Source organism: Georgenia sp. M64 (assembly GCF_038049925.1).
Lineage (GTDB): Bacteria > Actinomycetota > Actinomycetes > Actinomycetales > Actinomycetaceae > Georgenia.
The window spans coordinates 505571-527833 of record NZ_CP145809.1 but is presented as its reverse complement, the minus strand read 5'-3'; the positions used below and the strand labels follow the sequence as shown (position 1 = coordinate 527833).

At 75.0% G+C, this 22263-nt stretch carries 13 protein-coding genes; 8 read left to right on the top strand and 5 right to left on the bottom strand.

The genetic code is table 11. The features are described from left to right. Window positions 1-59 precede the first annotated feature (59 nt). The gene (locus tag AAEM63_RS02345) at window positions 60-1502 is read left to right on the top strand and encodes a glycosyltransferase (RefSeq protein ID WP_341360110.1); all 1443 of its coding nucleotides are present in this window, start codon (window positions 60-62) and stop codon (window positions 1500-1502) included. Between the two features lie 140 nt (window positions 1503-1642). On the opposite strand, the gene AAEM63_RS02340 is transcribed toward AAEM63_RS02345, so the two are convergent. Continuing rightward, window positions 1643-3097 carry an NAD(P)/FAD-dependent oxidoreductase gene (locus AAEM63_RS02340; protein ID WP_341360109.1) on the bottom strand — a complete coding sequence of 485 codons (1455 nt, stop codon included), beginning with the start codon at window positions 3095-3097 and terminating at the stop codon, window positions 1643-1645. A 266-nt stretch (window positions 3098-3363) separates the two neighbouring features. Between AAEM63_RS02340 and AAEM63_RS02335 the strand changes: the two genes are divergently transcribed. The 3 genes from AAEM63_RS02335 to AAEM63_RS02325 all read left to right on the top strand — a co-directional run bounded on the left by AAEM63_RS02335 (window position 3364) and on the right by AAEM63_RS02325 (window position 11540). Beyond that, complete coding sequence (locus AAEM63_RS02335; RefSeq protein ID WP_341360108.1) at window positions 3364-7398, top strand: Pls/PosA family non-ribosomal peptide synthetase; 4035 nt, start codon at window positions 3364-3366, stop codon at window positions 7396-7398. Beyond that, entirely contained in the window at window positions 7395-8729 is a 1335-nt protein-coding gene (locus AAEM63_RS02330) for a M1 family metallopeptidase (RefSeq protein WP_341360107.1), read from the top strand. The genes AAEM63_RS02335 and AAEM63_RS02330 overlap by 4 nt, the downstream gene beginning before the upstream one ends. A 243-nt stretch (window positions 8730-8972) precedes the next feature. Then, a complete protein-coding gene (locus AAEM63_RS02325) occupies window positions 8973-11540 on the top strand; it encodes a DUF222 domain-containing protein (protein ID WP_341360106.1) in 2568 nt (855 codons plus the stop codon). Here the strand turns inward: AAEM63_RS02325 and AAEM63_RS02320 are convergent. The 3 genes from AAEM63_RS02320 to AAEM63_RS02310 form a co-directional block, all read right to left on the bottom strand. Continuing rightward, on the bottom strand, window positions 11534-12304 hold the full coding sequence (locus tag AAEM63_RS02320; protein ID WP_341360105.1) for a 4'-phosphopantetheinyl transferase superfamily protein: 771 nt from the start codon (window positions 12302-12304) through the stop codon (window positions 11534-11536). The genes AAEM63_RS02325 and AAEM63_RS02320 overlap by 7 nt on opposite strands. 160 nt (window positions 12305-12464) lie before the next feature. Then, window positions 12465-14666, bottom strand: a complete 2202-nt coding sequence (locus tag AAEM63_RS02315; protein WP_341360104.1) for an acyl-CoA dehydrogenase — start codon at window positions 14664-14666, stop codon at window positions 12465-12467. A 200-nt stretch (window positions 14667-14866) separates the two neighbouring features. Next, window positions 14867-15733 carry a TetR/AcrR family transcriptional regulator gene (locus AAEM63_RS02310; protein WP_341360103.1) on the bottom strand — a complete coding sequence of 289 codons (867 nt, stop codon included), beginning with the start codon at window positions 15731-15733 and terminating at the stop codon, window positions 14867-14869. A gap of 146 nt (window positions 15734-15879) precedes the next feature. Here AAEM63_RS02310 and AAEM63_RS02305 point away from each other — a divergent pair, with 146 nt between their 5' ends. The 4 genes from AAEM63_RS02305 (at window position 15880) to AAEM63_RS02290 (ending at window position 21621) form a co-directional block, all read left to right on the top strand. Beyond that, entirely contained in the window at window positions 15880-17223 is a 1344-nt protein-coding gene (locus tag AAEM63_RS02305; RefSeq protein WP_341360102.1) for an acetyl-CoA C-acetyltransferase, read from the top strand. Then, window positions 17220-18605 (top strand): 3-oxoacyl-ACP reductase, encoded by a 1386-nt coding sequence (locus AAEM63_RS02300; protein WP_341360101.1) that lies wholly within the window; start codon window positions 17220-17222, stop codon window positions 18603-18605. Before AAEM63_RS02305 ends, AAEM63_RS02300 begins: the two co-directional genes overlap by 4 nt. Beyond that, entirely contained in the window at window positions 18578-19522 is a 945-nt protein-coding gene (locus tag AAEM63_RS02295) for a MaoC/PaaZ C-terminal domain-containing protein (RefSeq protein WP_341360100.1), read from the top strand. Before AAEM63_RS02300 ends, AAEM63_RS02295 begins: the two co-directional genes overlap by 28 nt. Before the next feature lie 443 nt (window positions 19523-19965). After that, window positions 19966-21621: an ATP-binding cassette domain-containing protein gene (locus AAEM63_RS02290; protein WP_341360099.1), complete on the top strand. Its 1656-nt coding sequence runs from the start codon at window positions 19966-19968 to the stop codon at window positions 21619-21621. 54 nt (window positions 21622-21675) lie between these two features. On the opposite strand, the gene AAEM63_RS02285 is transcribed toward AAEM63_RS02290, so the two are convergent. Beyond that, entirely contained in the window at window positions 21676-22239 is a 564-nt protein-coding gene (locus AAEM63_RS02285; protein WP_341360098.1) for a YceI family protein, read from the bottom strand. Window positions 22240-22263: the final 24 nt, after the last annotated feature.

Here is a 22263-nt window from a genome sequence, read left to right as displayed (position 1 = left end):
CGCCCGCTTCCTCCGTCCGTTCCCCCGCGCGTCCGGGGCGATCGGAGTTTGATCGGGGCATGAGGACCGTCGACGTCGCCGCCACCCCTCTCGCCACCCTCGTCGCCGCGCTGGACGAGGTCTCCGCCCGCCGGCTCGAGGCAGGGGCCGCCCGCGCCCGCGGGCTCCTCGCCGACCGGCGGGTGTGGAACGTCTCGGCCACCGAGGTCGGCGGGGTGGGTGAGCTGCTGCGCAGCCTCCTGCCCTACGTGGCCGGGGCGGGCGTGGACGTGCGCTGGCTCGTCGTCGACGGCGACGCCGACTTCCGCCTCGTCACCGCCCGCCTCCACCACGCCCTCCACGGCGACCGGGGCGACGGCGGGCCCCTCGGCCGCGACGAGATGGCGATGTACGACCGGGTCCTGGCGGCGAACCTCGAGGAGATCCGGAGCCAGGTCGCCCCCGGTGACGTCGTCGTCCTGCACGACCCCGGTACCGCGGGGCTGGCGCCGGGCCTGGCCGCGCGCGGGGCGCACGTGGTGTGGCGCTGCCACATCGGCAGCGACGTGGCGGGCGAGGTCTCCGACGCCGGGTGGGCTTTCCTCGAGCCGTCGCTGGCCCACGCCGAGCGGTCGGTGTTCAGCCGCGCGGACTACCGGCCCGGCTTCCTCGACGCCGTCACCGTCCGCGTCATCGCCCCGTCCGTGGACCCGCTGTCCGCGAAGAACCGCCCGCTGGAGGACGCCGAGGCGCGTGAGCTCCTGCGCGGGGTCGGCATCCTCACCGGTGCCGGTGCCGGTGCCGGTGCCGGTGGCAGCACAGGCCTCGACGGGCCCGGGTCCGGCGCGCGGGCCGACGGTCCGGGCTCGGTCGTGCGGGCCGGCGGTCCGGGCTCGGTCGTGCGGGCCGGCGGTCCGGTGCCGACCGAGGCCCGGGTGGTGCTCCAGCTCTCGCGCTGGAACCGCCTCAAGGACATGACCGGGCTGCTCATCGCCTTCGACGAGGCGTGCGAGGAGCTGCCGGAGGACGTCCACCTCCTCCTCGCCGGCGCCGACGTCGGACCGGAGGACACCGAGGGCGAGGAGGTGCTCGAGCGGTGCCTGCAGATGTGGGCCGGGCTCGAGGCCGGCGTCCGGGCCCGCGTGCACGTGGCCTGCCTGCCCGACACGGCCGCGAGCGCCGCCGTCGTCAACGCCGTCCAGCGCTACGCCACCGTCGTCGTCCAGAAGAGCCTCGCCGAGGGCTTCGGCCTCACCGTGGCCGAGGCGCTGTGGAAGGGCAAGCCGGTCGTGGCGACCGCGGTCGGGGGCATCCAGGACCAGATCACCGACGGCGAGAACGGCCTGCTCGTGGCCGACCCGCGGGACCTCGCCGAGCTCATGACCCACGTCGGGCGGCTCCTCGCCGAGCCGGCCCTCGCCCGGCAGCTGGGCGAGACCGCGCACGCGCGGGTGCGTCAGGCCTATCTCAGCGACCGCCACCTCCTGCAGTACGTCGACCTCGTCGCCGAGATGCTGGGTTAGGTGCCCCGGCCGGGCCGGCGCGGACGCGGTCCAGCCCGGCGGGTCCCGGTTTACCCCGGGGCAACCGACGGGGCAGCTCCGGCGGCCGACAGCCGTCGGAACCGACCCGAACCGCCGATTCCTCCCCGGTCCCCCGGACCTCAGTGGTCCAGCAGCCGCAGCCAGATCTCACTCATCGTGGGGTACGCCGGGACCGCGTGCCGGAGCCGGGACAGCGGCACCTCCCCCACGACGGCGATCGTGGCCGCGTGGAGCAGCTCGGCGACGTCCTGGCCGACGAACGTCGCTCCGAGGACGACGTCACGCTCGGCGTCGACGACGAGCCGGGCCCAGCCGGTGTAGCCGTCGGCGTGGAGGGACGCGCCGGCGACCGAACCGAGGTCCTCCTCGACCGTGCGCACCGTGAACCCGGCCTCGCGCGCGGCGTCGGCGTCGAGGCCGACGTGCGCGACGCCCGGGTCGGTGAAGACCACCTGGGGGACGGCGCGGTGGTCGGCGGTCGCCGCGGCGGCGGACCACGGCTCGACGTCGTCGCCGAGTGTCCCGGCGGCACGGGCGGCGACGGCGACGCCGACGGCCCTGGCCGCGTACTTGCCCTGGTGGGTCAGCGGCGCCCGGCCGGTGACGTCGCCCGCGGCGTAGAGCCACCCGCCCGCCACCGCCCCGACCCGGCCGCTGTCGTCGACCTCGAGCGGGGCGCCGTCGTCCAGGTCCAGGCCGACGGTCGCCAGCCCGAGGTCGCCGGTACGGGGGCGGCGCCCGGCCGCGACGAGGACCTCGTCGGCGACGACCTCGCCGCCACCCTCGAGTCGGACGGTCACCTCGCCGTCGGGGCCGGCCGGTCGGTCCACGGAGGTGACCGCGGCACCCGTGCGCACGTCGATGCCGTCGCGGACCAGGGCCTCGGCGACCGCGTCCCCCGCGCCGGCCGGCAGCGCGCTCAGCACCCGGGAGCGGGCCAGGAGCGTCACCGCCGAGCCCAGCCGCGCGAAGGCCTGGGCGAGCTCGGTCCCGGCGACGCCGGCGCCGACGACCACGAGGCGGCGCGGCACCGCCATCGCGCTCGTGGCCTCGCGCGTGGTCCAGGACCGGGTGCCCGCCAGGCCGTCGACGGGCGGGAGGACGGGCGCGGAGCCGGTGGCCACGACGACGGCGTGCCGGGCGGTCAGGACACGTTCGCCGTCGGGGCCCGTGACGACGACGCGCCGCTCGCCGTCGAGCCGGCCCCGTCCCCGGACGACGTCGATCCCCGCGCCGTCGGCCCACCGCACCTGGGAGGCGTCGTCCCAGCCGTGGGTGAAGCTCGTCCGGCGCTCGAGCACCGCAGGGGCGTCGACCTCACCGACGGCGTCCGCCGCGCCGGCCACGCGACGTGCGGCCTCGAGGGCCTGAGCCGGTCGCAGCAGCGCCTTGGACGGCATGCACGCGTAGTAGGAGCACTCCCCGCCGACGAGGTGGGACTCGACCAGGGCCACGCTCAGTCCGCCACGGTGAGCGTGGTCGGCCACGTTCTCGCCCGTGGACCCGCCGCCGATCACGACGACGTCGTACGCGCTCTCGGTCCCCGTGCCCTCGGTTCCCTCGGTGCTCCCCATACTCCCCGTGCTCCCCGCGCTCTCCATGTGGCGAGCCTGCGGGGCCCGGCACGGCTCCGCAACCGCGCGCGGCCCGGCCCGCGCACGCCCGCCCGGCTGCCGGGCGTCCCGGAGCTTCCGTCACCGCCGCGTGAGACGATGCCGACGGCCCGGCCTCCCCCGCGCGGCGGGTCCACCCGCCCGCACGGGCGGGTCCACCCGCCCGCACGGGCGGGTCCACCCGCCCGCGCGGCGGACCACGAGCGACCTGGAGGACGGACCCGGCCGTGAGCACCCCCAGCGCCCCCGCGGTGCCCGACCTCCGCGCGGGGTCGCGGGCGCCGCGGGAGCGCACCCTGGTGGACGTCTTCGCCGCGACCGTCCGGCGCCACCCGACCGTCGTCGCGATCGACGACGGCGACGAGGAGCTCACCTACGCCGCCCTCGCTGACGCCGTCGCCGTGCGGGCCGAGCGGCTCGTCGCCGCCGGGGTCCGGCCCGGCGACCGGGTCGGGGTGCGCGCGACGTCCGGCACGGTCGGGCTGTACCTGTCGATCCTGGCCGTCATGCACGCCGGCGCCGCGTACGTCCCGGTCGACGCCGACGACCCCGACGAGCGCGCCGACCTGGTGCTCACCGAGGCGGCCGTCGTCGCGGTGGTCGGTGACGACGTCCAGGTCACCCGGCTCGGCGGCGCGCCCGCCCCGGTCGCACCCGGCCGGCACGTCCCGCCCGCCCCCTCACCCGACGACGACGCCTGGGTGATCTTCACCTCCGGGTCCACCGGCACGCCCAAGGGTGTGGCGGTCACGCACCGCAGCGCCGCCGCCTTCGTCGACGCCGAGGCCCGGCTCTTCCTCCAGGACGAGCCGCTGGGCCCCGGGGACCGTGTGCTGGCGGGCCTGTCCGTCGCGTTCGACGCCTCGTGCGAGGAGATGTGGCTCGCGTGGCGCCACGGGGCAACCCTCGTCCCCGCGCCCCGCGCGCTCGTGCGCACGGGCACCGAGCTCGGACCGTGGCTGGTCGAGCGGGAGATCACCGTCGTCTCCACCGTGCCGACCCTCGCGGGTCTGTGGCCCGAGGACTCCCTCGAGGCGGTGCGGCTGCTCATCTTCGGCGGCGAGGCGGTGCCGCCGGAGCTGGCGGAGCGGCTCTGGCGGCCGGGCCGCGAGCTGTGGAACACCTACGGCCCGACCGAGGCCACGGTGGTGGCGTGCGCCGCTCCGCTCACTCCCGGCACCCCCGTGCGGATCGGCACACCGCTGGACGGCTGGGACCTCGCGGTGGTCGACGGCGACGGCGAGCACGTCCCGCCCGGCGGCACCGGCGAGCTGGTCATCGGCGGCGTGGGGCTGGCCCGGTACCTCGACCCTGCCCTCGACGCCGCCCGGTTCGCCCCCATGGCCTCGCTCGGGTGGGAGCGGGCCTACCGCAGCGGGGACCTCGTCCGGCTCGACCCCGAGGGACTGGTGTTCGTCGGCCGGGCCGACGACCAGGTCAAGGTCAACGGCCGCCGCATCGAGCTGGGCGAGCTGGACGCCGCGCTGCTCGCCCTGCCGGGGGTCGGTGCGGCCGCCGGCGCGGTGCGCCGCACGCCGTCGGGGGTGGCCGTCCTCGTCGGGTACGTCGTCGCCGAGAAGGACCTGCCCGCGCCGGAACCGGCGGAGCTGCTGGCCCACCTCCGCGAGACCCTGCCGGCAGCGATGATCCCGCTGCTCGCCGTCGTCGACTCCATCCCGACACGGACGTCCGGCAAGGTCGACCGCGACGCGCTGCCGTGGCCGCTCCCCGGGGGCGACGCCGAGGCGCCGTCCCCGCTGAGGGGGACCGCCGGCTGGGTGGCCGGGCGTTGGGCGGAGGTCATCGGGGTCCGACCCGCCGACGAGGACGAGGACTTCTTCGCCCGCGGGGGCAGCTCGCTCACCGCCGCCCAGCTCGTCTCGGCGCTGCGACGGCGCTACCCGGAGATGACGGTCGCCGAGGTCTACGACCACCCGCTGCTGGGCGACCTGGCCGACCACCTCGACGCCCGCTGGCCCGCCGCGGCCGTCGAGCACGCGCCGCCCGCGGTCCCCGTCCCGGTCCCGCGACGCGCGCAGATCATCCAGCTCCTCGCCCTGGTGCCGCTGCGCACCCTCGTCGCGCTGCGCTGGCTGACGGCCCTCGCGGCGCTGAACAACCTCCTCGTCGCCGCGTGGGCCGTGCCGTGGGCGGCGCCGGTGTCCTGGTGGTGGGTCGTGGCCGGCTGGGTCCTGACGGTGAGCCCGCTCGGACGCATGGGGGTCAGCGCCCTCGGCGCCCGCCTCCTCCTGCGCGGCGTGCGGCCGGGGACCTACCCCCGCGGCGGGGGCGTGCACCTGCGGATCTGGGCGGCCGAGCGGCTCGCCGAGGGCTTCGGCGCCGTCACCCCGGCGAGCGCGCCGTGGGTGGGGCTGTACGCGCGGGCGCTCGGCGTGCGCATGGGTCGCGGGGTCACCCTCCACGCCGTCCCGCCGGTCACCGGGATGCTCACGCTGGGCGGGCGCTGCGCCGTGGAGCCCGAGGTCGACCTCTCCGGGCACTGGGTCGACGGGGACGTCGTCCACGTCGGGCACGTGAGCATCGGTGCCCGCGCGACGGTGGGGGCCCGCAGCGTGCTCTACCCGGGTGCGCGGGTGGGGGCGGGCACCGACCTCGCCGCCGGCTCGGCCCTGCACGGCGCCACCGGGGAGGACGAGTACTGGTCGGGCTCGCCCGCCACGCGGGTGCGCCGCGCGCGCCACCCGTGGCCGGCCGAGCGGCCGCCCGAGCCGCGCCGCTGGCCCCTCGTCTACGCCCTGTCCGGCGCGGGCATCGCGGCGCTGGGGCCGCTCGCCGTCGCCGTCGGGCTCGTGCTGGTGGGCCTGGCGGTCCGCGACGCACCGACCGCGGGCGCCGCGCTCGGGCCGGCCCTCCTGGCCGGGGCGGGGGCGGCGCTGGTGGCGTTCGCGGTGTACGCGGGCCTCGTCGTCGCCGTGGTACGGGTGCTGGGCCGGGGGCTGCGGGAGGGGTACCACCCGGTCCGCTCGACCCAGGCGTGGCGGGCGTGGTGCACCGAGCGGCTCATGGACTCTGCCCGCACCGTGCTGTTCCCGCTGTACTCCTCGGTCCTCACGCCCGCCTGGCTGCGGCTGCTCGGGGCGGAGGTCGGCCGGGACACCGAAATCTCCACCGTCATCGGGATCCCCAGCATGATGCGGGTGAAGTCGGGGGCGTTCCTCGCCGACGACACCATGGTCGCCGCCTACGAGCTGGGCGGCGGCTGGCTGCGCGTGGCCCGGGCGAAGGTGGGCCGGCGGGCCTTTCTCGGCAACTCCGGCATGACGGCGCCGGGACGGACCGTGCCGAAGAACGGCCTCGTGGCCGTCCTCTCGGCGACGCCGGACAAGGTGCGGTCCGGCTCGAGCTACCTCGGCAGCCCGCCGGTCCTCCTTCCCCGGGCCGCGACCCTCGACGACGGCGAGCGGACCTACTCCCCACCCGCACGGCTGAGGCGGCTGCGCGGTGCGGTCGAGATCATGCGGCTCGGCGCCGTCGTCGCGCTCGGCCTCCTCGCGCTGGGCACCGCCGCGCTCCTCCAGGCGCTCGTGCTCGCGGGCGGCTGGGGCCTCGCCGCCGCCCTGGGGGGCCTGGTGCTCCTCGCCGCCGGAGCCGTCGCCGCACTGGTGACCGTGGCGGTGAAGTGGCTCGTGGTGGGACGGGTGCGTGCCGGGGAGCACCCGCTGTGGAGCTCGTTCGTCTGGCGCGGCGAGCTCGCGGACACCTTCACCGAGGTCCTCGCCGCCCCGTTCTTCGCCGACGCGGTCGCCGGCACCGTCGCGCTGGTGTGGTGGCTGCGCGCGATGGGAGCGCGGATCGGACGCGGCGTCTGGTGCCAGACCTACTGGCTGCCCGAGGCCGACCTCGTCCACCTGGGGGACGGCGCCGCCGTCGGGCCGGGCTGCGTGGTCCAGACCCACCTCTTCCACGACCGGGTGATGGCCCTGGACACCGTCACCCTCGCTGACGGGGCCACCCTCGGCCCGCACGGGGTCATCCTCCCCGCCGCGGCCCTGGAGGACGGTGCCACGGTAGGACCGGCGTCGCTGGTCCTGCGGGGCGAGCGTGTGCCCCCGGCCACGCGCTGGGTGGGCAACCCGATCGCGCCCTGGCGCACCGACGTGCACGGAACCCGCCACGACGACGGAGCCGGCCTCCGTGCTGGTGGCGACCGCAAGGTCGGTCACCGGTCAGGTGCCGACGACAGGGCCGGCCGGCCACGTTCCACCCACGACAGTGCCGACGACGAGAGGAGCCGCCGGTGAGCGCGGGCGACGAGGAGACCGACCGGTACGAGCCCGCGCACGGGAGCCGGAGCATCCACGTCGAGCACTACGACCTGGACCTGACCTACCGGGTGGTGCCCAACGTGCTCGCCGGCGTCGCCACGCTGACCGTGCGCACACGCGAGGAGGTGCGCGAGATCGCTCTCGACCTCGCGGGGCTGACGGTGGAGAAGGTCGCGGTGCGTGGCGCCGTGCTCACGCGCTACCGCCACCGCGGCGACAAGCTGGTCCTGCGGTTCGCGGAGGAGGTCGGCGACGGCGCGCTGCTCGAGATCTCCGTGCGCTACGGCGGTCGGCCGGTCCCCGTGCGCAGCCCGTGGGGGCCGGTGGGCTGGGAGGAGCTGGAGGAGGGCGTGCTCGTCGCGAGCCAGCCGACCGGGGCGCCGTCGTGGTTCCCGTGCAACGACCGGCCCGGCGACAAGTCCACCTATCGGACCGCGCTGACGGTGGACCGGCCCTTCTTCGTCCTGGCTCATGGGGAGCTGGTCGCGCGCAAGGAGCGGTCCTCGGCGACCACGTGGGTCTACGAGGAGCGCCATCCGACCGCCACGTACCTTGCCACCGTCCAGGTCGGGCACTACGAGAGCGTCGCGCTGGGTGAGCACCCGGTCCCGCAGCGGGTGGTCGTGCCCGTGGCCCACCGCGCGGCCGCGCAGCGGCTGCTAGCGCGCCACCGCGAGCTCATGACCTACTTCACGGAGGTCTTCGGGCCCTATCCGTTCGCTGAGTACTCGGTCGTCGTGACCGCCGACCCGCTCGAGATCCCGGTCGAGGCGCAGGGGATGTCGGTCTTCGGCTCCAACCACCTGAGCGACGACGACGGCGCACGCCTGGTCCCGCACGAGCTCGCGCACCAGTGGTTCGGGAACTCCCTCACCGTGGACTCCTGGCGGCACATCTGGCTGAACGAGGGCTTCGCCTCGTACGCCGAGTGGCTGTGGTCCGAGCACTCGGGTGGCGACAGCGCCGACACCCTCGCACGGACGTGGCACCGGCGGCTGGACGGCGCCGCCCAGGACCTCGTCGTCTCCGATCCCGGGCCCGAGCGGATCTTCGACGACCTCATCTACAAGCGGGGCGCGCTGACCCTGCACGCGCTCCGCCGGACGCTCGGTGACGAGGCGTTCTTCGAGCTTCTGCGGACCTGGACCGGACGGCACCGGTACGGCACCGTCACCATCGGACAGTTCCGCTCACTGGCGGCCCATCGGGCGGAGCTGGCGGGTGGCCCCGCACTGGCCGAGCGCGTTGACGCCGTCCTCACCGCGTGGCTCGACCGCCCGCGGCTGCCCGCGCTGCCGGGGTCGTAGGCGGCCGGCCACGACGGGGCCGGCGCTGGCCCGTGACCAATGGGCTCTCCCACCGCCACGCCCATCTGACCTTCGGGGGCCAACCCTCAGTTCCTGTCCGCCGCCTTTCACGAGGCCGTCTTCGGGTACCGGCATAGCGGCGAGCTCACAGGGCCGTCGTCGGGGCGGTGTTCACAGTCGTGGTGTCGATGTCACACCCCCTCTCTACGGTGGGAACATCAGTTCGAGGTGGAGGTGGGAGCGGTGGACCAGGACCCGGAGTCGGCGGCCTGCGACCGCGGCGGCTCGGCCGGCGACGACCGGCCTGCGGACACCCACACTCGTGATGGCGACGCCCGGGCCGCCCAGGGCGGCGATGCCGATGACCGGGATGCGCAGGCGCGCGAGCGCGGGTACTGCTGCTACGCCGACGCGCTGACCAACGGTGGGTGCGAGCACCTGATCGCCGTGCAGCGGCAGTGGCGGACCGAGGAACGCATCGCCCGGGCCCGCACCCTGACCACGCTGGGCATCAAGGGCCTGGCCGACCAGGCCCACGACGGCCACCGCTGGTCCCAGGACGTCTTCGACCAGCTCCTCGGCCCCGGCGGGTACCAGGCCGTCGCCGAGACCCTCACCCCGCCCCTGCCCACTGTCACTGACACCGACCCGGCCGCCCACTCCGGAACCGACCCGACCGCCGGCTCCGGCTCTGGCTCCGGCTCCGGCTCCGGCTCAGCCACCGTCGCGCACGTCGATGGCGACGACCAGGCCGAGAACACCACCGCTGCCGACGCCGAGGCCGACGCCGAGGCCACTGCCACTGCCGCTGCCGACGCCAACGCCGACACCGGCGCGGATGTCGACAGTGAGGACTCGGCCGGGGACGGGGTCGGGGACGAAGATGCTGCGCGGGTCAGGCGGCGGCGTCGGCTCGACCGGCCGATCGCGGAGGTCATCGCCCAGGTCTACGCCGAGCACGCGGCCACCCTCGGGGTGGCCCTGAACGTCCTGGCCTCGATGGCCCCGGGCCCCGAGCTCGCCGCCCTGCTGGACGAGATCGACCTCGACGCCCTCGCCCCCTTCGCCAAGGTCGAGGTCGTCGCCGCCTACAAACGCCTGGAGTCCTGGTCCGCCGGACGGGCCGCGCTCGCCGCCGCCCACGTCGCCACCGAACCGGTGATGTACGCCAAGACCGGCGCCGCCGCCCCCAAGACCATCGACGGCACCGCCGAAGAGCTCGCCCTACGCCTGGCCACCACCCGGCAGGACGCCGCCAAGCTCGTCGCCACCGGCCAGGGCCTGACCCGGTCCTTCACCGCGACCCGCGCCCACCTCGAATCCGGTCAGATCGACTACCGCAAGGCCGCCACCATCGTCGCCACCCTCCACCACAGCCCCACCCCCGTGGCGTGGATGGTCGAGCACGACATCCTCACCGAGGCCGACCGGCGCACCCACCCCCAGCTCGTGCGCGACCTCGCCGACAAGCTCATCGCCGTCGACCCCCACGATGCCCAGGCCCGCCACCACCGCGCCCGCGCCCGCCGCCACGTCACCCACACCCAGCCCCTACCCGACGGCATGGGCCGCATCAGCGCCGTCACCACCGCCACCACCTGCGTCCAGATCGACCTCGTCCTGGACCACATGGCCCAGAGCGCCCGCGCCGCCGGCGACACCCGCACCACCGACCAGCTCCGAGCCGACATCCTCCTCGCCCTCATCACCGGCCGCTTCCGCCCCACCACCCACACCCCCGGCCACGACCACGACCACGCCGAGGGCGACGTCCACGCCGCCACCAACAGCGACGCCGACGCCGACGCCGACGCCGCCACCGCAGCCGATGCCGATGCCGCAGCCGATACCGCAGCCGACGCCGATGCCGGGACCGGGGCCGTCGAGTCCGGGACGACCTGCCGGTGCCCCGCCGCCCCCCAGGACCCCGGCGAGGGCCCCTGCCTGCCCCCGCTATACCTGCTCATCCCCACCGACGGCGAGTGGTTCGGCGACCCACCCAAGGTCGACATCCGCCTCGACGTACCCCTGTCCGTCCTCCTCCCACCAGCCACCGCCACCCCACCGACCACCACCACGCAGCAGCCACCGCCGACGTCAGGTCCGCCGCAGGACGCTCCCACGGTGCCCGGCCAGCCCCCCGACGACCCGGCAGAGTCACCGCCGACCTCCGACCCGCCGACCTCCGACCCGCCGACCTCCGACCCGCCGCAGGACACGCCGACCTCTGACCCACCGCAGGACACGCCCGCGGTGCCCGGCGAGTTCCCCGACGACCCGCCCGCCGGTGTCGCCACCCTCACCGGCTACGGCCCCATCACCCCCGACGTCGCCCGCGCCCTCGCCGCCGGCGGCACCTGGCGCCGGATCGTCACCGACCCCCTCACCGGAGCCGTCCTCGACGTCGGCCGCACCCGCTACCGGCCCCCCGCCGACCTCCTCGACCACGTCCGCCAACGCGACCGCACCTGCGTCCGCCCCGGCTGCACCACCCCCGCCCACCGCTGCCAGTACGACCACACCCAAGCCTGGGCCCACGGCGGCCCCACCGCCGCACACAACGGCGGACCCCTGTGCACCCGCGACCACACCATCAAAACCGCCGGCATCTTCACCGTCGTCCAGCCCCAACCCGGCATCTTCGAATGGCTCACCCCCACCGGACACGCCTACCGACGAGAGATCAACGGCACCATCACCATGCTCCCCCACACACCGCCCCACCTCGCCGACCGCCGACCCACGACGAAACACCTCACCGGCGCCGCACCCGGCGATCCACCCCCAGACCCCGGCACCCCGCCCTACTGATCGCGCCGCTCCGCGGCCAGCACGATCTCGCCCTCGAAGGTCCGAACCTCGACCCGCGAACGTCCGTCCGTGGCTGCACCGCCCGGGTCAACACCGCGCAGCAGCACGGCGACCGCGCCGACGATCCCAGCCCCGATCCCGAGGTCGGCGACCTGCAGATCGGGGACACCTCGGACAGCCGCACCGCCGACGAGCGGCACGAGCTCGAGGTCAGACGGGGAGCGCCGCAGACCCGTCCCGAGCGCCTTCAGCGCCGCCTCCTTCCGCACCCAGGCGGCGGCGACGGCGTCCCGCCGCTCGGCCGGCGCGAGAGCCTCGACGTGGAGCCGTTCACCGGGTGAGAGTGCGACGTCCGCAACCGGGGCTGCATCGACGGAGGCGACCGACTCGACGTCGATGCCGACAGGTCCGGCGTCAGTCAGCGCGACAGCGAGCACACCCGAGCTGCGGGTCACGCTGACCCACAGCCCCTCGACGCCCTCAATATGGACCTGCCCGTGCGCCTCCCCGCAAACCACGCAGCGCGCGACGAGCGGCACGTCCTCCGGAGTGAGCCCCAGCCGCTCACCGAGAACTCGGCGCAGCATGACGCGTGCCACCACGAAGGCGGCTCGCCGGTCCGTCCGCAGCTGCCGTGCGCGCCTCCCCTCAACGGCGTCCAGCTCGGCGGGCAGGCCGCGGTCGTCGGAGGTGGCCCGCTCGGTCAACCACTGCTCGCCCACGCCGGCGGCGACGAACCAGACGTCCACCACGGCGATGCCCACTCCGTCATCCTCGCGCGATCGAGTCACCGCTGGGCGGCAGCACCAGCTCACGGCTCACGGCTCACGGCTCACGGCTCACGGCTCCACGCGGATCATCCGGAACCCTCGAGGGCTCGCCCGGCACACCGACCCCCAGAGGCCGGTGTCCCGGGCAAGCGCGTCAGGCTCCCGGTTCCGCCAGACCCGAGCGCTGCTGGCTGGCGTGGAGCTCCTTCTCGTTGATGGGCTCGCGCCCGACGGCACGCTGGTGGCGGAAGTACTCCCGCGCCTCGCGCTGACGCTCCGCCTCCACACCGGTGGCGATCGTGGCGCGCAGGTGACCCGGGGTGTACCCGAAGGCGCCGACGAGGTCGTTCACGTGCGGGCGGAGTCGCGTGAGCAGCCTGTCGACGTAGCTCGTGACCGTCTTTGCGCGCTGGCCCGAGATGCGCCCGTTCATGAGGTACCAGGCGAGGTTCTTCTCGATCAGGGTGAGGCCGTAGAGGTCGCGGAGCGTGGTGAGGACCTCCCGGGTCCGAGGGTCGCGCACCGTGGGCAGCGCGGCGGTGAAGGCCTCCCACTGCAACAGCTCGGCGTGCGACCGCGCCGCCTCGATGAGCTCGTGCTGGTGGGCGTTGAACAGCGCGGCCGCCTCGACCGGCGAGGCGTGCCGGGCCGGCCGCAGCGCCGTCGCGATCTCGGCGATCATCGACTCCACGCGGTCCTCGAGCAGCTCGCGCTGCGTCTCTGCGGCTCGCAGGTGCCCGGCCGAGCGCGCCCGGGAACCGGTGTCGAGGACGGACTGGGCGGCCCGGCGCAGCGGCGTGCGGTGCAGCGTCATGTCCGCCGCCCGAGCAGCGACGTAACGGACGGCGCCGGCGATGTCGACCTTCGCCATCTCCCGGCCGTAGTCGGTGAGCAGACGCTTGCCGACGAGCTGGAGGAGGACGTTGTTGTCGCCCTCGAACGTGACGTAGACGTCCATGTCCTGCCGTAGTCCGACCAGACGGTTCTCCGCCATGTAGCCGGCGCCGCCGCAGGCCTCCCGCGCCTCCTGGAGCGCGTCGAGCGCGAGCCACGTGGTCATCGGCTTGGCCGCGGCCGCGAGAGTCTCGAGGTCCTGACGGTGCTCGTCGGAGTCGTGCTTGCCGGAGAAGACCTCGTCGAACCGGTCGAGCAGCTCGTTCTGGGCGAAGGTTGCCGCGTACGTCCGGGCGAGGAGCGGCAGCAGCCGGCGCTGGTGCTGCTGGTAGTCCATGAGCACCACCTCGCTGTGCTCGTCCGCGCCGGTGAACTGACGACGCTGGGTGCCGTAGGTGACAGCGATCGCGAGCGCCATCTTCGACACGCTCACCGCTGCGCCGGACAGGGAGACCCGGCCCTGGACGAGCGTGCCGAGCATGGTGAAGAACCGCCGTCCCGGGCTGGAGATCGGCGAGGAGTAGGTGCCGTCCGCCGCGACGTCCCCGTAGCGGTTGAGGAGGTTCGTGCGAGGCACGCGCACGTGGTCGAACCACAGCTGCCCGTTGTCGACCCCGCGGAGCCCGCCCTTGAGCCCGTCGTCCGAGCCCTGGACCCCGTCGACGAAGCGCATCTCGCCGTCGGCCCCCTTCTCCCGGATCGGCACGTAGAAGGCGTGGACCCCGTGGTTCACGCCCTTGGTGACCAGCTGGGCGAAGACGACCGCCGCCACGCCGTGCAGCGCGGCGTTGCCGATGTACTCCTTGCGTGCGGCGGTGATCGGGGTGTGGATGACGAACTCCGCCGTCGACTCGTCGTAGGTCGCGGTCGTCGCGATGGACGCGACGTCGGACCCGTGACCGATCTCGGTCATGGCGAAGCAGCCCGGGACGCTGAGGTCGAGGATGCCGGGAAGCCACCGACGGTGGTGCTCCTCGTTGCCCAGGTGCAGGACCGCGGAGCCGAACAGGCCCCACTGGACGCCGGCCTTGATCTGCAGCGACGGGTCGAGGACCGCCAGCTCCTCGAAGCCGGCGAGATTCCCGCCGGGGTCACCCTTGCCGCCGACCTCCGGCGGGTAGGCACGGTGGACGAGGCCCATCTCCGCGAGCCGCCGGGACTGCGCCAGGACGCGCTCCCGGTGCTCGTCCATGGTCAGGCCCTCGATCTTCTGGAGCTCGGGGTCGAGGGCGAGGTCGCGGGCGGCCCGTCGCAGCTGCCACCAGCGCCCGTCGAGGATCTTCCCCAGCGCGGCGACGTCGACCCGCTCACCGGTCTCGACCGGGGTCACGCCCGGGCTGGGCGGGGTCGCGGCCGAGGGCAGCTGCTCGAGGGAGGCGGGGTTGACGCCGCCGTCCGGGCTCGCGGGCAGGGTCTCGGCCCGGCTCGCCGGGCTCTGGCTGGTGGGGATCGTGGTGCTCATCGGTTCTCCGGTTCGCGTCGTTGCTGGTCGGGTCTTCGGTGGTGCGGGTCGGGTCTTCGGTGGTGCGGGTCGGGTCTTCGGTGGTGCGAGTCAGATCCTCGGTGGTGCGGGTCGGGTCCTCGTGGTGCAGGTGGGTCCTTGCCGGTCAGCTCGTGGATACAGGTCAGTGATGTGGCCCCTCTCCTGCGGTGCGCCCGGTCTCAGGGCCGCCGTCGCGCGCGCCGTGTCACCCCGACCGCTCCGTCCCACAGCCAGTTGGCCAGGTGGGCGGTCATCTCCTCACGGCTCATCTCGGCGAGGACGCCCTCCGCACCCGACGGCGTCGACGCGGCCTCCGACCCGCTCTCACCGGGGCGGTCCACCCGCGAGGCGATCCAGCGCTCGGCGGCGCCGCGGACCAGCCCCACGACGCCGGCCGCCCACACGTGAGCGACGGCGAGGGTCACGTCGTCGGGACCGTCACCCGGCTCCTCGCCGCGCAGGGCGGGCAGGAGCGAGTCGACGACGAGGTCCGCGACCTCGGCGACGAACCCTCGAAGCGCCCCGGCCGTGGATGCGGCCTCGGTGCGGGTGACGAACGTGTAGACGTGCGGCGCGCGGTCGACCATCTCCAGGTAGACGGCGACCATCGCCGAGATCCTCTCGCGCGGACCCCCGGCCGTTGCCGCCGCCTCCTCGAGGGCGATGCGCATCCGGCCGAGCACCTCCTCGCCGACAGCGGTCTGGAGGCCGGTCTTGTCGGTGAAGTAGCGGTAGAGGATCGACTTGGAGGTGCCGATCGCCGCCGCCAGCTCGTCCATCGACGGGTCCGGACCGCCGTGCTGCACGGCCCGGCGCGCCGCCCGGACGAGCTCCTCGCGCCGCGAGGTGCGGTGCCCTGCCCAGCGCGTGGAGCGCCCGTCGGGCGTCGGACGCCCGTGCGCGCGGGCGGAGCCGGCGGGCACGGAGTCACCGGCCGGCGCAGAACCCGCGGCGCGCCCGGTGTCGCCCCCGCGTCGGGAGGCGCCGGATCCACCGGCGAGCGCGGAGTCCTCGCCGGGCGTGGGGGTGCGGTCCGTGACAGGCATCACGATACTGACAGTATCAGGTACTGTGAGTACCGCAATGGTCGACGGCGGGCGACGGACCTTGGTCCCGTCCCACCACGACCGCTCCGCAGCGAACGCCGGGCCCGCCCGGCAGACACCCGCACCGGCAGGAAGAGGACGACGACGTGACCTCAGCACCCACCCCGCAGACCCCCGCGAAGCGCGCGGCGATCGTGGGGGCGAACCGCATCCCGTTCGGCAAGGCCGGCAGCGCCTATGCCGGCGCGTCCAACAAGGACATGCTCACGGCGGCCCTCGAGGGCCTCGTGGCCCGCTTCGGTCTGGCCGGCGAACGGCTGGACGAGGTCGCCGCGGGCGCCGTCGTCAAACACTCCCGCGACTTCAACCTCACCCGCGAGACGGTCCTCGGCTCGTCCCTGGACCACCACACCCCCGCCTACGACGTCCAGCGCGCGTGCGGCACGGGCCTGGAGGCGATCGTCGGCGTCGCCAACAAGATCGCCCTCGACCAGGCCCAGGTGGGTGTCGGCGGCGGTGTCGACTCCGCCTCCGACGCACCGGTGGTCGTCTCCGAGCGCCTGAGGAAGGCGCTGCTCAGGGCCAGCCGCGCCAAGACCCTCCCGGACCGGCTCAAGGCCTTCGCGGCGATCCGGCCGCGCGACCTCGCCCCCGTGGCACCCGACGTCGCCGAGCCGCGCACCGGGCTGAGCATGGGCGAGCACCAGGCCCTCACGACCGCCCGCTGGGGCATCACCCGCGAGGCCCAGGACGCCCTGGCGCTGGCCTCCCACACCAACCTCGCCGCCGCGTACGAGCGCGGGTTCTTCGACGACCTCATGACGCCCTACCGCCGGCTCACGCGCGACGAGTCGCTGCGCGCGGACACCTCGATGGAGAAGCTCGCCAAGCTCAAGCCCGTCTTCGGCACCCGGACGGCCACGCCCGAGGGTCCGGCGGCGACCATGACCGCCGGCAACTCCACCCCGCTGTCCGACGGCGCGTCGGTCGTGCTCCTCTCGTCGGACGAGTGGGCCGCCCAGCGCGGCCTGCCGGTCCTGGCCCACGTCGTCGACGCCCAGGCCGCGGCCGTGGACTTCGTCGCCGGTGAGGAGGGCCTGCTCATGGGCGGCGCCTACGCCATCCCCACCCTGCTCGACCGCACCGGGATGCGCCTGGAGGACTTCGACTTCGTCGAGATCCACGAGGCGTTCGCCGCGACCGTCCTGGCGACGGTGGCCGCGCTCGAGGACGAGGACTTCGGCCGCACCCGACTCGGCCGCGACGGCGCGGTGGGCACGGTCGACCGCTCCCGCCTCAACGTCACCGGCTCCTCCCTCGCGGCCGGCCACCCCTTCGCCGCCACGGGCGGCCGGATCGTCGGCACGCTCGCCAAGCTCCTGCACGAGCGCGGCGAGTCCGAGGTCCGCCCCGGCTCCCCCGCCCGCGGTCTCATCTCGGTCTGCGCGGCCGGCGGCCAGGTCGTCACCATGATCCTGGAGGCAGCGTGAGCGACACCTACGCCAAGCTCGTCGGCGCCCCCGGCCCGGCCCAGCAGCTCGCCAAGAAGCTCGGCCTCCCCCGGCCCGCCCGCCTGCGGCGCACCGACCCGACGTCGGTCGACCGGCCGCTGACCCCCGGACCGGTCCTCGTCCTGTCCGACGCCGCCTCCACCGCCGACGCCGACACGGTCGCCGAGGGCCTGCTCGCCTGGGACCTCGACGTCCACCGCGACGTGCGGCTGCCGGACCACGCCCGCTGGGGCGCCGTCGTGCTGGTCCTCACCGAGCTGCCCCACCCCGCCGCGCTGTCCGCGCCCGCCATGCAGCTGGGCTCCGTGCTGCGCTCACTCGCACCGGGCGCCCGGGTCGTCGCCCTCTCCCGCCGGGCCCCGGGCCCGGACACGACGACGGCCCCGGCGGTCGCGGCCGCCCGGGCCGGCGTGGACGGCTTCGTCCGCTCGGTCGCCAAGGAGCTGCGGAACGGCGCCACGGCGAACGGCGTCGTCCTGGCCGACGACGTCGACGTCCGCGCGCCCTCCGTTCGCGGGGCGCTGCGGTTCTTCCTCTCGGCCCGCTCCGCGTTCGTCGACGGCCAGCTCCTGCCGGTCGTCTCGGGCGCCGGCTCGGAGCCGGCGGACTGGGCCCGCCCCCTCGCCGGGGTGGTCGCCGTCGTCACCGGAGCCGCCCGCGGCATCGGCGCGGAGGTGGTCCGTGTCCTCGCGCGCGACGGCGCCCACGTGCTGGGCGTGGACGTGCCCGCCGCCGGGGAGTCGCTCACGTCCGTGATGAACGAGGTGCACGGGGTCGCCCTCCAGCTCGACATCACGGCTGAGGACGCCGCCGCACGCATCCTCGACGTCGCGCGCTCGCGCTACGGGCACCTCGACGTCGTCGTCCACAACGCCGGCATCCTGCGCGACAAGCTGCTCGCGAACATGTCGGCCGAGAAGTTCGACGACCTCACCGCGGTCAACGTCACCGCCCCGCTGCGGATGAACGAGACCTTCGCCCGGCCCGGGGTGCTCGGTTCGCCGTCGACGGCGCCGCGGATCATCTCCCTGGCCTCGACCTCCGGCATCGCCGGCAACCGCGGCCAGACCAACTACGCCAACGCCAAGGCCGGCCTCATCGGCATGACCCGGGCGCTGGCGGGGTCGCTCACGGACGCCGGCGGGACGGTCAACGCGGTGGCCCCGGGCTTCATCGAGACCGAGATGACCGCCAGCGTGCCGCCGGTCCCTCGCCAGGTCATGCGGTGGGCGAGCTCCCTCCAGCAGGGCGGGCGCCCGGTCGACGTCGCGGAGGCGATCGCCTTGCTCGCCTCCCCCCAGGCAGGCGGTATCGACGGGCAGGTGCTCCGCGTGTGCGGGCAGCTGCAGACCGGCCAGTGACCGGCGACGGCGTGCGCGCCGCGTCCCGGCGTCCGGCGGGCTACCGGGAGGAGGTGCTCCCCACGATGCCCAGCCTGGGCCGGCTCTACGCCCAGGCCGTGGGACGCACGCGCACGCTGGTGATGGCCCGGAACCCCGCGGCCCGTGGCGGGCTGCCCCCGGTCGTGCTGCGGGTCGACGACGTCCGGCCGGACGTCGCCACGCTGGCGGAGTACCAGCACCTGCTCGACGAGCCCGGCACCGACCGGCTCCCCGCCGGGTACGTGCACGTGCTGGCCTTCCCGCTCGCGATGGCGGTGATGGTCCGCGAGGACTTCCCGCTGCAGGTCCTCGGGCTCGTCCACCTCGCCAACACCGTCGAGCAGCTCGCCCCGCTCGACCTCGGGACGCGCCTGACCGTACGGGCGTGGGCCCAGGACGCGCGCGAGCACCGCAAGGGCGCCCAGGTCGACCTCGTGGTCGAGGCCAGCACCGGACCCGCCGACACGGTCGTGTGGCGAGGCGTCTCGACGTACCTCGCCACCGGACGCGTCCCGGCCGGGCTGCCGCTCGCCCCGGCGCTGCCCGAGGGCGAGCGGGGGGCACCTCCCGCCGTCCCGACGGCGCTGTGGCGTCTCGGGCCGGACGTCGGCAGGCGGTACGCGGAGGTCTCCGGGGATCGCAACCCGATCCACGTCTCCCGCCTGGGCGCACGGCTCTTCGGCTTCCCCCGGCCGATCGCGCACGGGATGTACACCGCGGCCCGGGCGCTCGCGGCCGTGCCCGGACGCGGGGACCGTTTCGAGTGGACCGCGACGTTCGGCAAGCCCGTGCTCCTGCCCGCCACCGTGGCGTTCGCGGCCCAGGGCGGTACGTACACCGCCTGGGGTCTGCGCTCGGGCAAGATCCACCTCACCGGGGCCGTCCGGCCGCTCTGAGCATCCGGCGCCGGTGGTCCTCAGGGGCCCCTGCACCGGGCGTCGCAACGGTTGTGCACCGATACGCCGTCCGGTGCTGCGCCCGCCCTGCCGGTCGGGGTGGGCGCAGCACCGGACGGGTCTCGGCGGTCAGTTATCCACCACGAGTACCCACAGGCTTGTGCACATACACACAGAGCCGGGGACAACCCTGTGGACGACCGGTGGAGAAGGTCGCGGCAGGCCCGTCCACCACCTCGACACCCGGTGTTCGGGTGGCCGTCACCGGACGGACACCATCCCGGCGGGCCCCCATGCTCCGTTGACGCCGGAGCGCGGCGAAGTGTGTTTCGTTTCACATTCGCGCCACCGGGCGTGAGCTCGGCAGGGCACCGCACAGGGCCCGCTCCGCCGCCGGGTGCCCGGCACCGGGACCGGCCGGCCAGGCCACGTACCCTTCCGGTGTGTCCGCCACCATGCACGTCACCGGCCTCGGCGCCGCCCGCGGGCCGCGCCGGCTCTTCGCGGACCTCACCTTCACGATCGCCCCGGGTGACGTGTGGGGTCTGGTCGGGGCCAACGGCGCCGGCAAGTCCACGCTGCTGGCGGCCCTGGCCGGCCACGCCACCGGCGCGGACCTCGACGGCACGATCACGCTCGCCCCGCCGACGGCCACGGTCGGGCACCTCGTCCAGGAGCCGGAGCGCCGGGCCGGCGAGTCGGTGCTGGACCTGCTGCGCCGTCGCACCGGCGTCGCCGCCGCAGCAGCCGACATGGACGCCGCCGCCCACGCTCTCGGTGAGCGCCCCGAGGACCCCACGACCGCCGACGACTACTCCCGCCTCCTCGAGCGCTGGCTCGCCCTCGGCGGGGCCGACCTCGACGAGCGTGCCGGCGCGGCCGCCGACGACGTCGGCCTCACGGTCGACCTCGACACCCCCACCAGCTCCCTCTCCGGCGGTGAGGCGGCCCGGGCGTCCCTCGCCGCCCTGCTCCTCTCGCGCTACGACCTGCTCCTCCTGGACGAGCCGACCAACGACCTCGACCTGGCCGGCCTGGACCGCCTCGAACGGTTCGTCACCGCGGCGAGGGTGCCGATCGTCGTCGTGAGCCACGACCGCGAGTTCCTCGCGCGCACCGTCACCGGCGTCGTCGAGCTGGACCTGGCCCAGCGGCAGGTGCGCGTGCACGACGGCGGGTACGACGCCTACCTCGCGGAGCGCGAGCTGGCCCGCCGCCGGGCCCGCGAGGCCTACGACGAGTACGAGGACCGGCTCGGCTCCCTCACCGAGCGCCTGCAGACGCAGAAGGGCTGGGTCGACAAGGGCGTCCGCAACGCCCGGCGCAAGGCCCGCGACTCCGACAAGCACATCAAGGCCCGCGCTGTTGCGCGGACCGAGAAGCAGGCGGCCAAGGTCAGCCAGTCCGAGCGGGCCATCCAGCGCCTGGACAAGGTGGAGGAGCCACGCAAGGAGTGGGAGCTGCGCATGTCGATCGCGCACGCCCCCCGCTCGGGAGCGGTCGTCGCCACCGCCGACGGCGCCGTCGTGCGCCGTGGGGCCTTCACCCTCGGCCCCGTCACCGCTCAGGTGGACTACGCCGACCGGATCGTCATCACGGGGGCCAACGGCTCGGGCAAGTCCACCCTCCTCGGCCTGCTCCTCGGGCGGCTGGAGCCGTCGGAGGGGCGCGCCGGCCTCGGGGCCGGCGTCGCGGTGGGCGAGGTGGACCAGGCCCGCGCCCTCCTCGACGGCGGCCGGACGCTCGCGGCGACCTTCGCGGAGGAGCTGCCGGACTGGCCCGACGCCGAGGTGCGCACCCTCCTGGCCAAGTTCGGCCTGGGCGGGGACCACCCGCTGCGGCCCGCGGGGTCACTCTCCCCCGGCGAGCGCACCCGCGCCGCGCTCGCGCTGCTCCAGGCGCGGGGGGTCAACCTCCTCGTCCTCGACGAGCCGACCAACCACCTCGACCTGCCCGCGATCGTCCAGCTCGAGCAGGCGCTGGAGTCCTTCGCCGGCACCCTGCTGCTGGTCACGCACGACCGGCGCATGCTCGCCGACGTGCGCGCCACCCGGCGCTGGCACCTCGACGCGGGCCGGCTCACGGACGAGTCGGTCTGAGGTCCGGCCGGACGCCCGGCTGTCGACCGGCCGGCCCGGCCGGCGGCCGCGGGCCTAGCTGCCGTAGTCCTCGATCTTCACCGCGGAGATCTCGAACTCGAGGGTGATCTTCTCCGAGACGAGCACGCCGCCCGTGTCCAGCGCGACCTGCCACTCCAGGCCCCAGTCCCGGCGGTTCACCCGCCGGGTGCCCTCGAACCCTGCACGGAGGGCCCCGGAGGGGTCCCGCTGGACGCCCACGGCCTCGAGCGGGATGACCACGTGCTTGGTGACGTCGCGGATCGTGAGGTCGCCGGCGACCATGTACGTGTTGTCCTCCACCTCGTCCACGGCGGTCGAGGTGAAGACGATCTCGGGGTACTGCTCGGCGTCGAAGAAGTCGGCGCTGCGCAGGTGGGCGTCCCGCTCGGCGTTGCGCGTGTCGACGCTCGCCGTCCTGAGCCGCACGGTCACGGTGGACCGCGAGAGGTCGTCCGCGTCGACGTGCATGCGCCCGTCGATCTCGTTGAAGGCACCGCGCACCTTCGTCACCATCGCGTGGCGGGCCGAGAAGCCGATCCGGGTGTGACTCGGGTCGAACATCCACTCGCCGCCGAGCTGCGCGTCGATCTCCGGCATGGGGGTGCTCCTTCGCCGCTCCGA

What these genes read in the sequence shown, in the direction of transcription:
- AAEM63_RS02340 (WP_341360109.1), bottom strand. Translation starts at nt 3,097, where the DNA reads ATGGGGAGCACCGAGGGAACCGAGGGCACGGGGACCGAGAGCGCGTAC.
- AAEM63_RS02345 (WP_341360110.1), top strand. Translation starts at nt 60, where the DNA reads ATGAGGACCGTCGACGTCGCCGCCACCCCTCTCGCCACCCTCGTCGCC.
- AAEM63_RS02315 (WP_341360104.1), bottom strand. Translation starts at nt 14,666, where the DNA reads ATGAGCACCACGATCCCCACCAGCCAGAGCCCGGCGAGCCGGGCCGAG.
- AAEM63_RS02310 (WP_341360103.1), bottom strand. Translation starts at nt 15,733, where the DNA reads ATGCCTGTCACGGACCGCACCCCCACGCCCGGCGAGGACTCCGCGCTC.
- AAEM63_RS02285 (WP_341360098.1), bottom strand. Translation starts at nt 22,239, where the DNA reads ATGCCGGAGATCGACGCGCAGCTCGGCGGCGAGTGGATGTTCGACCCG.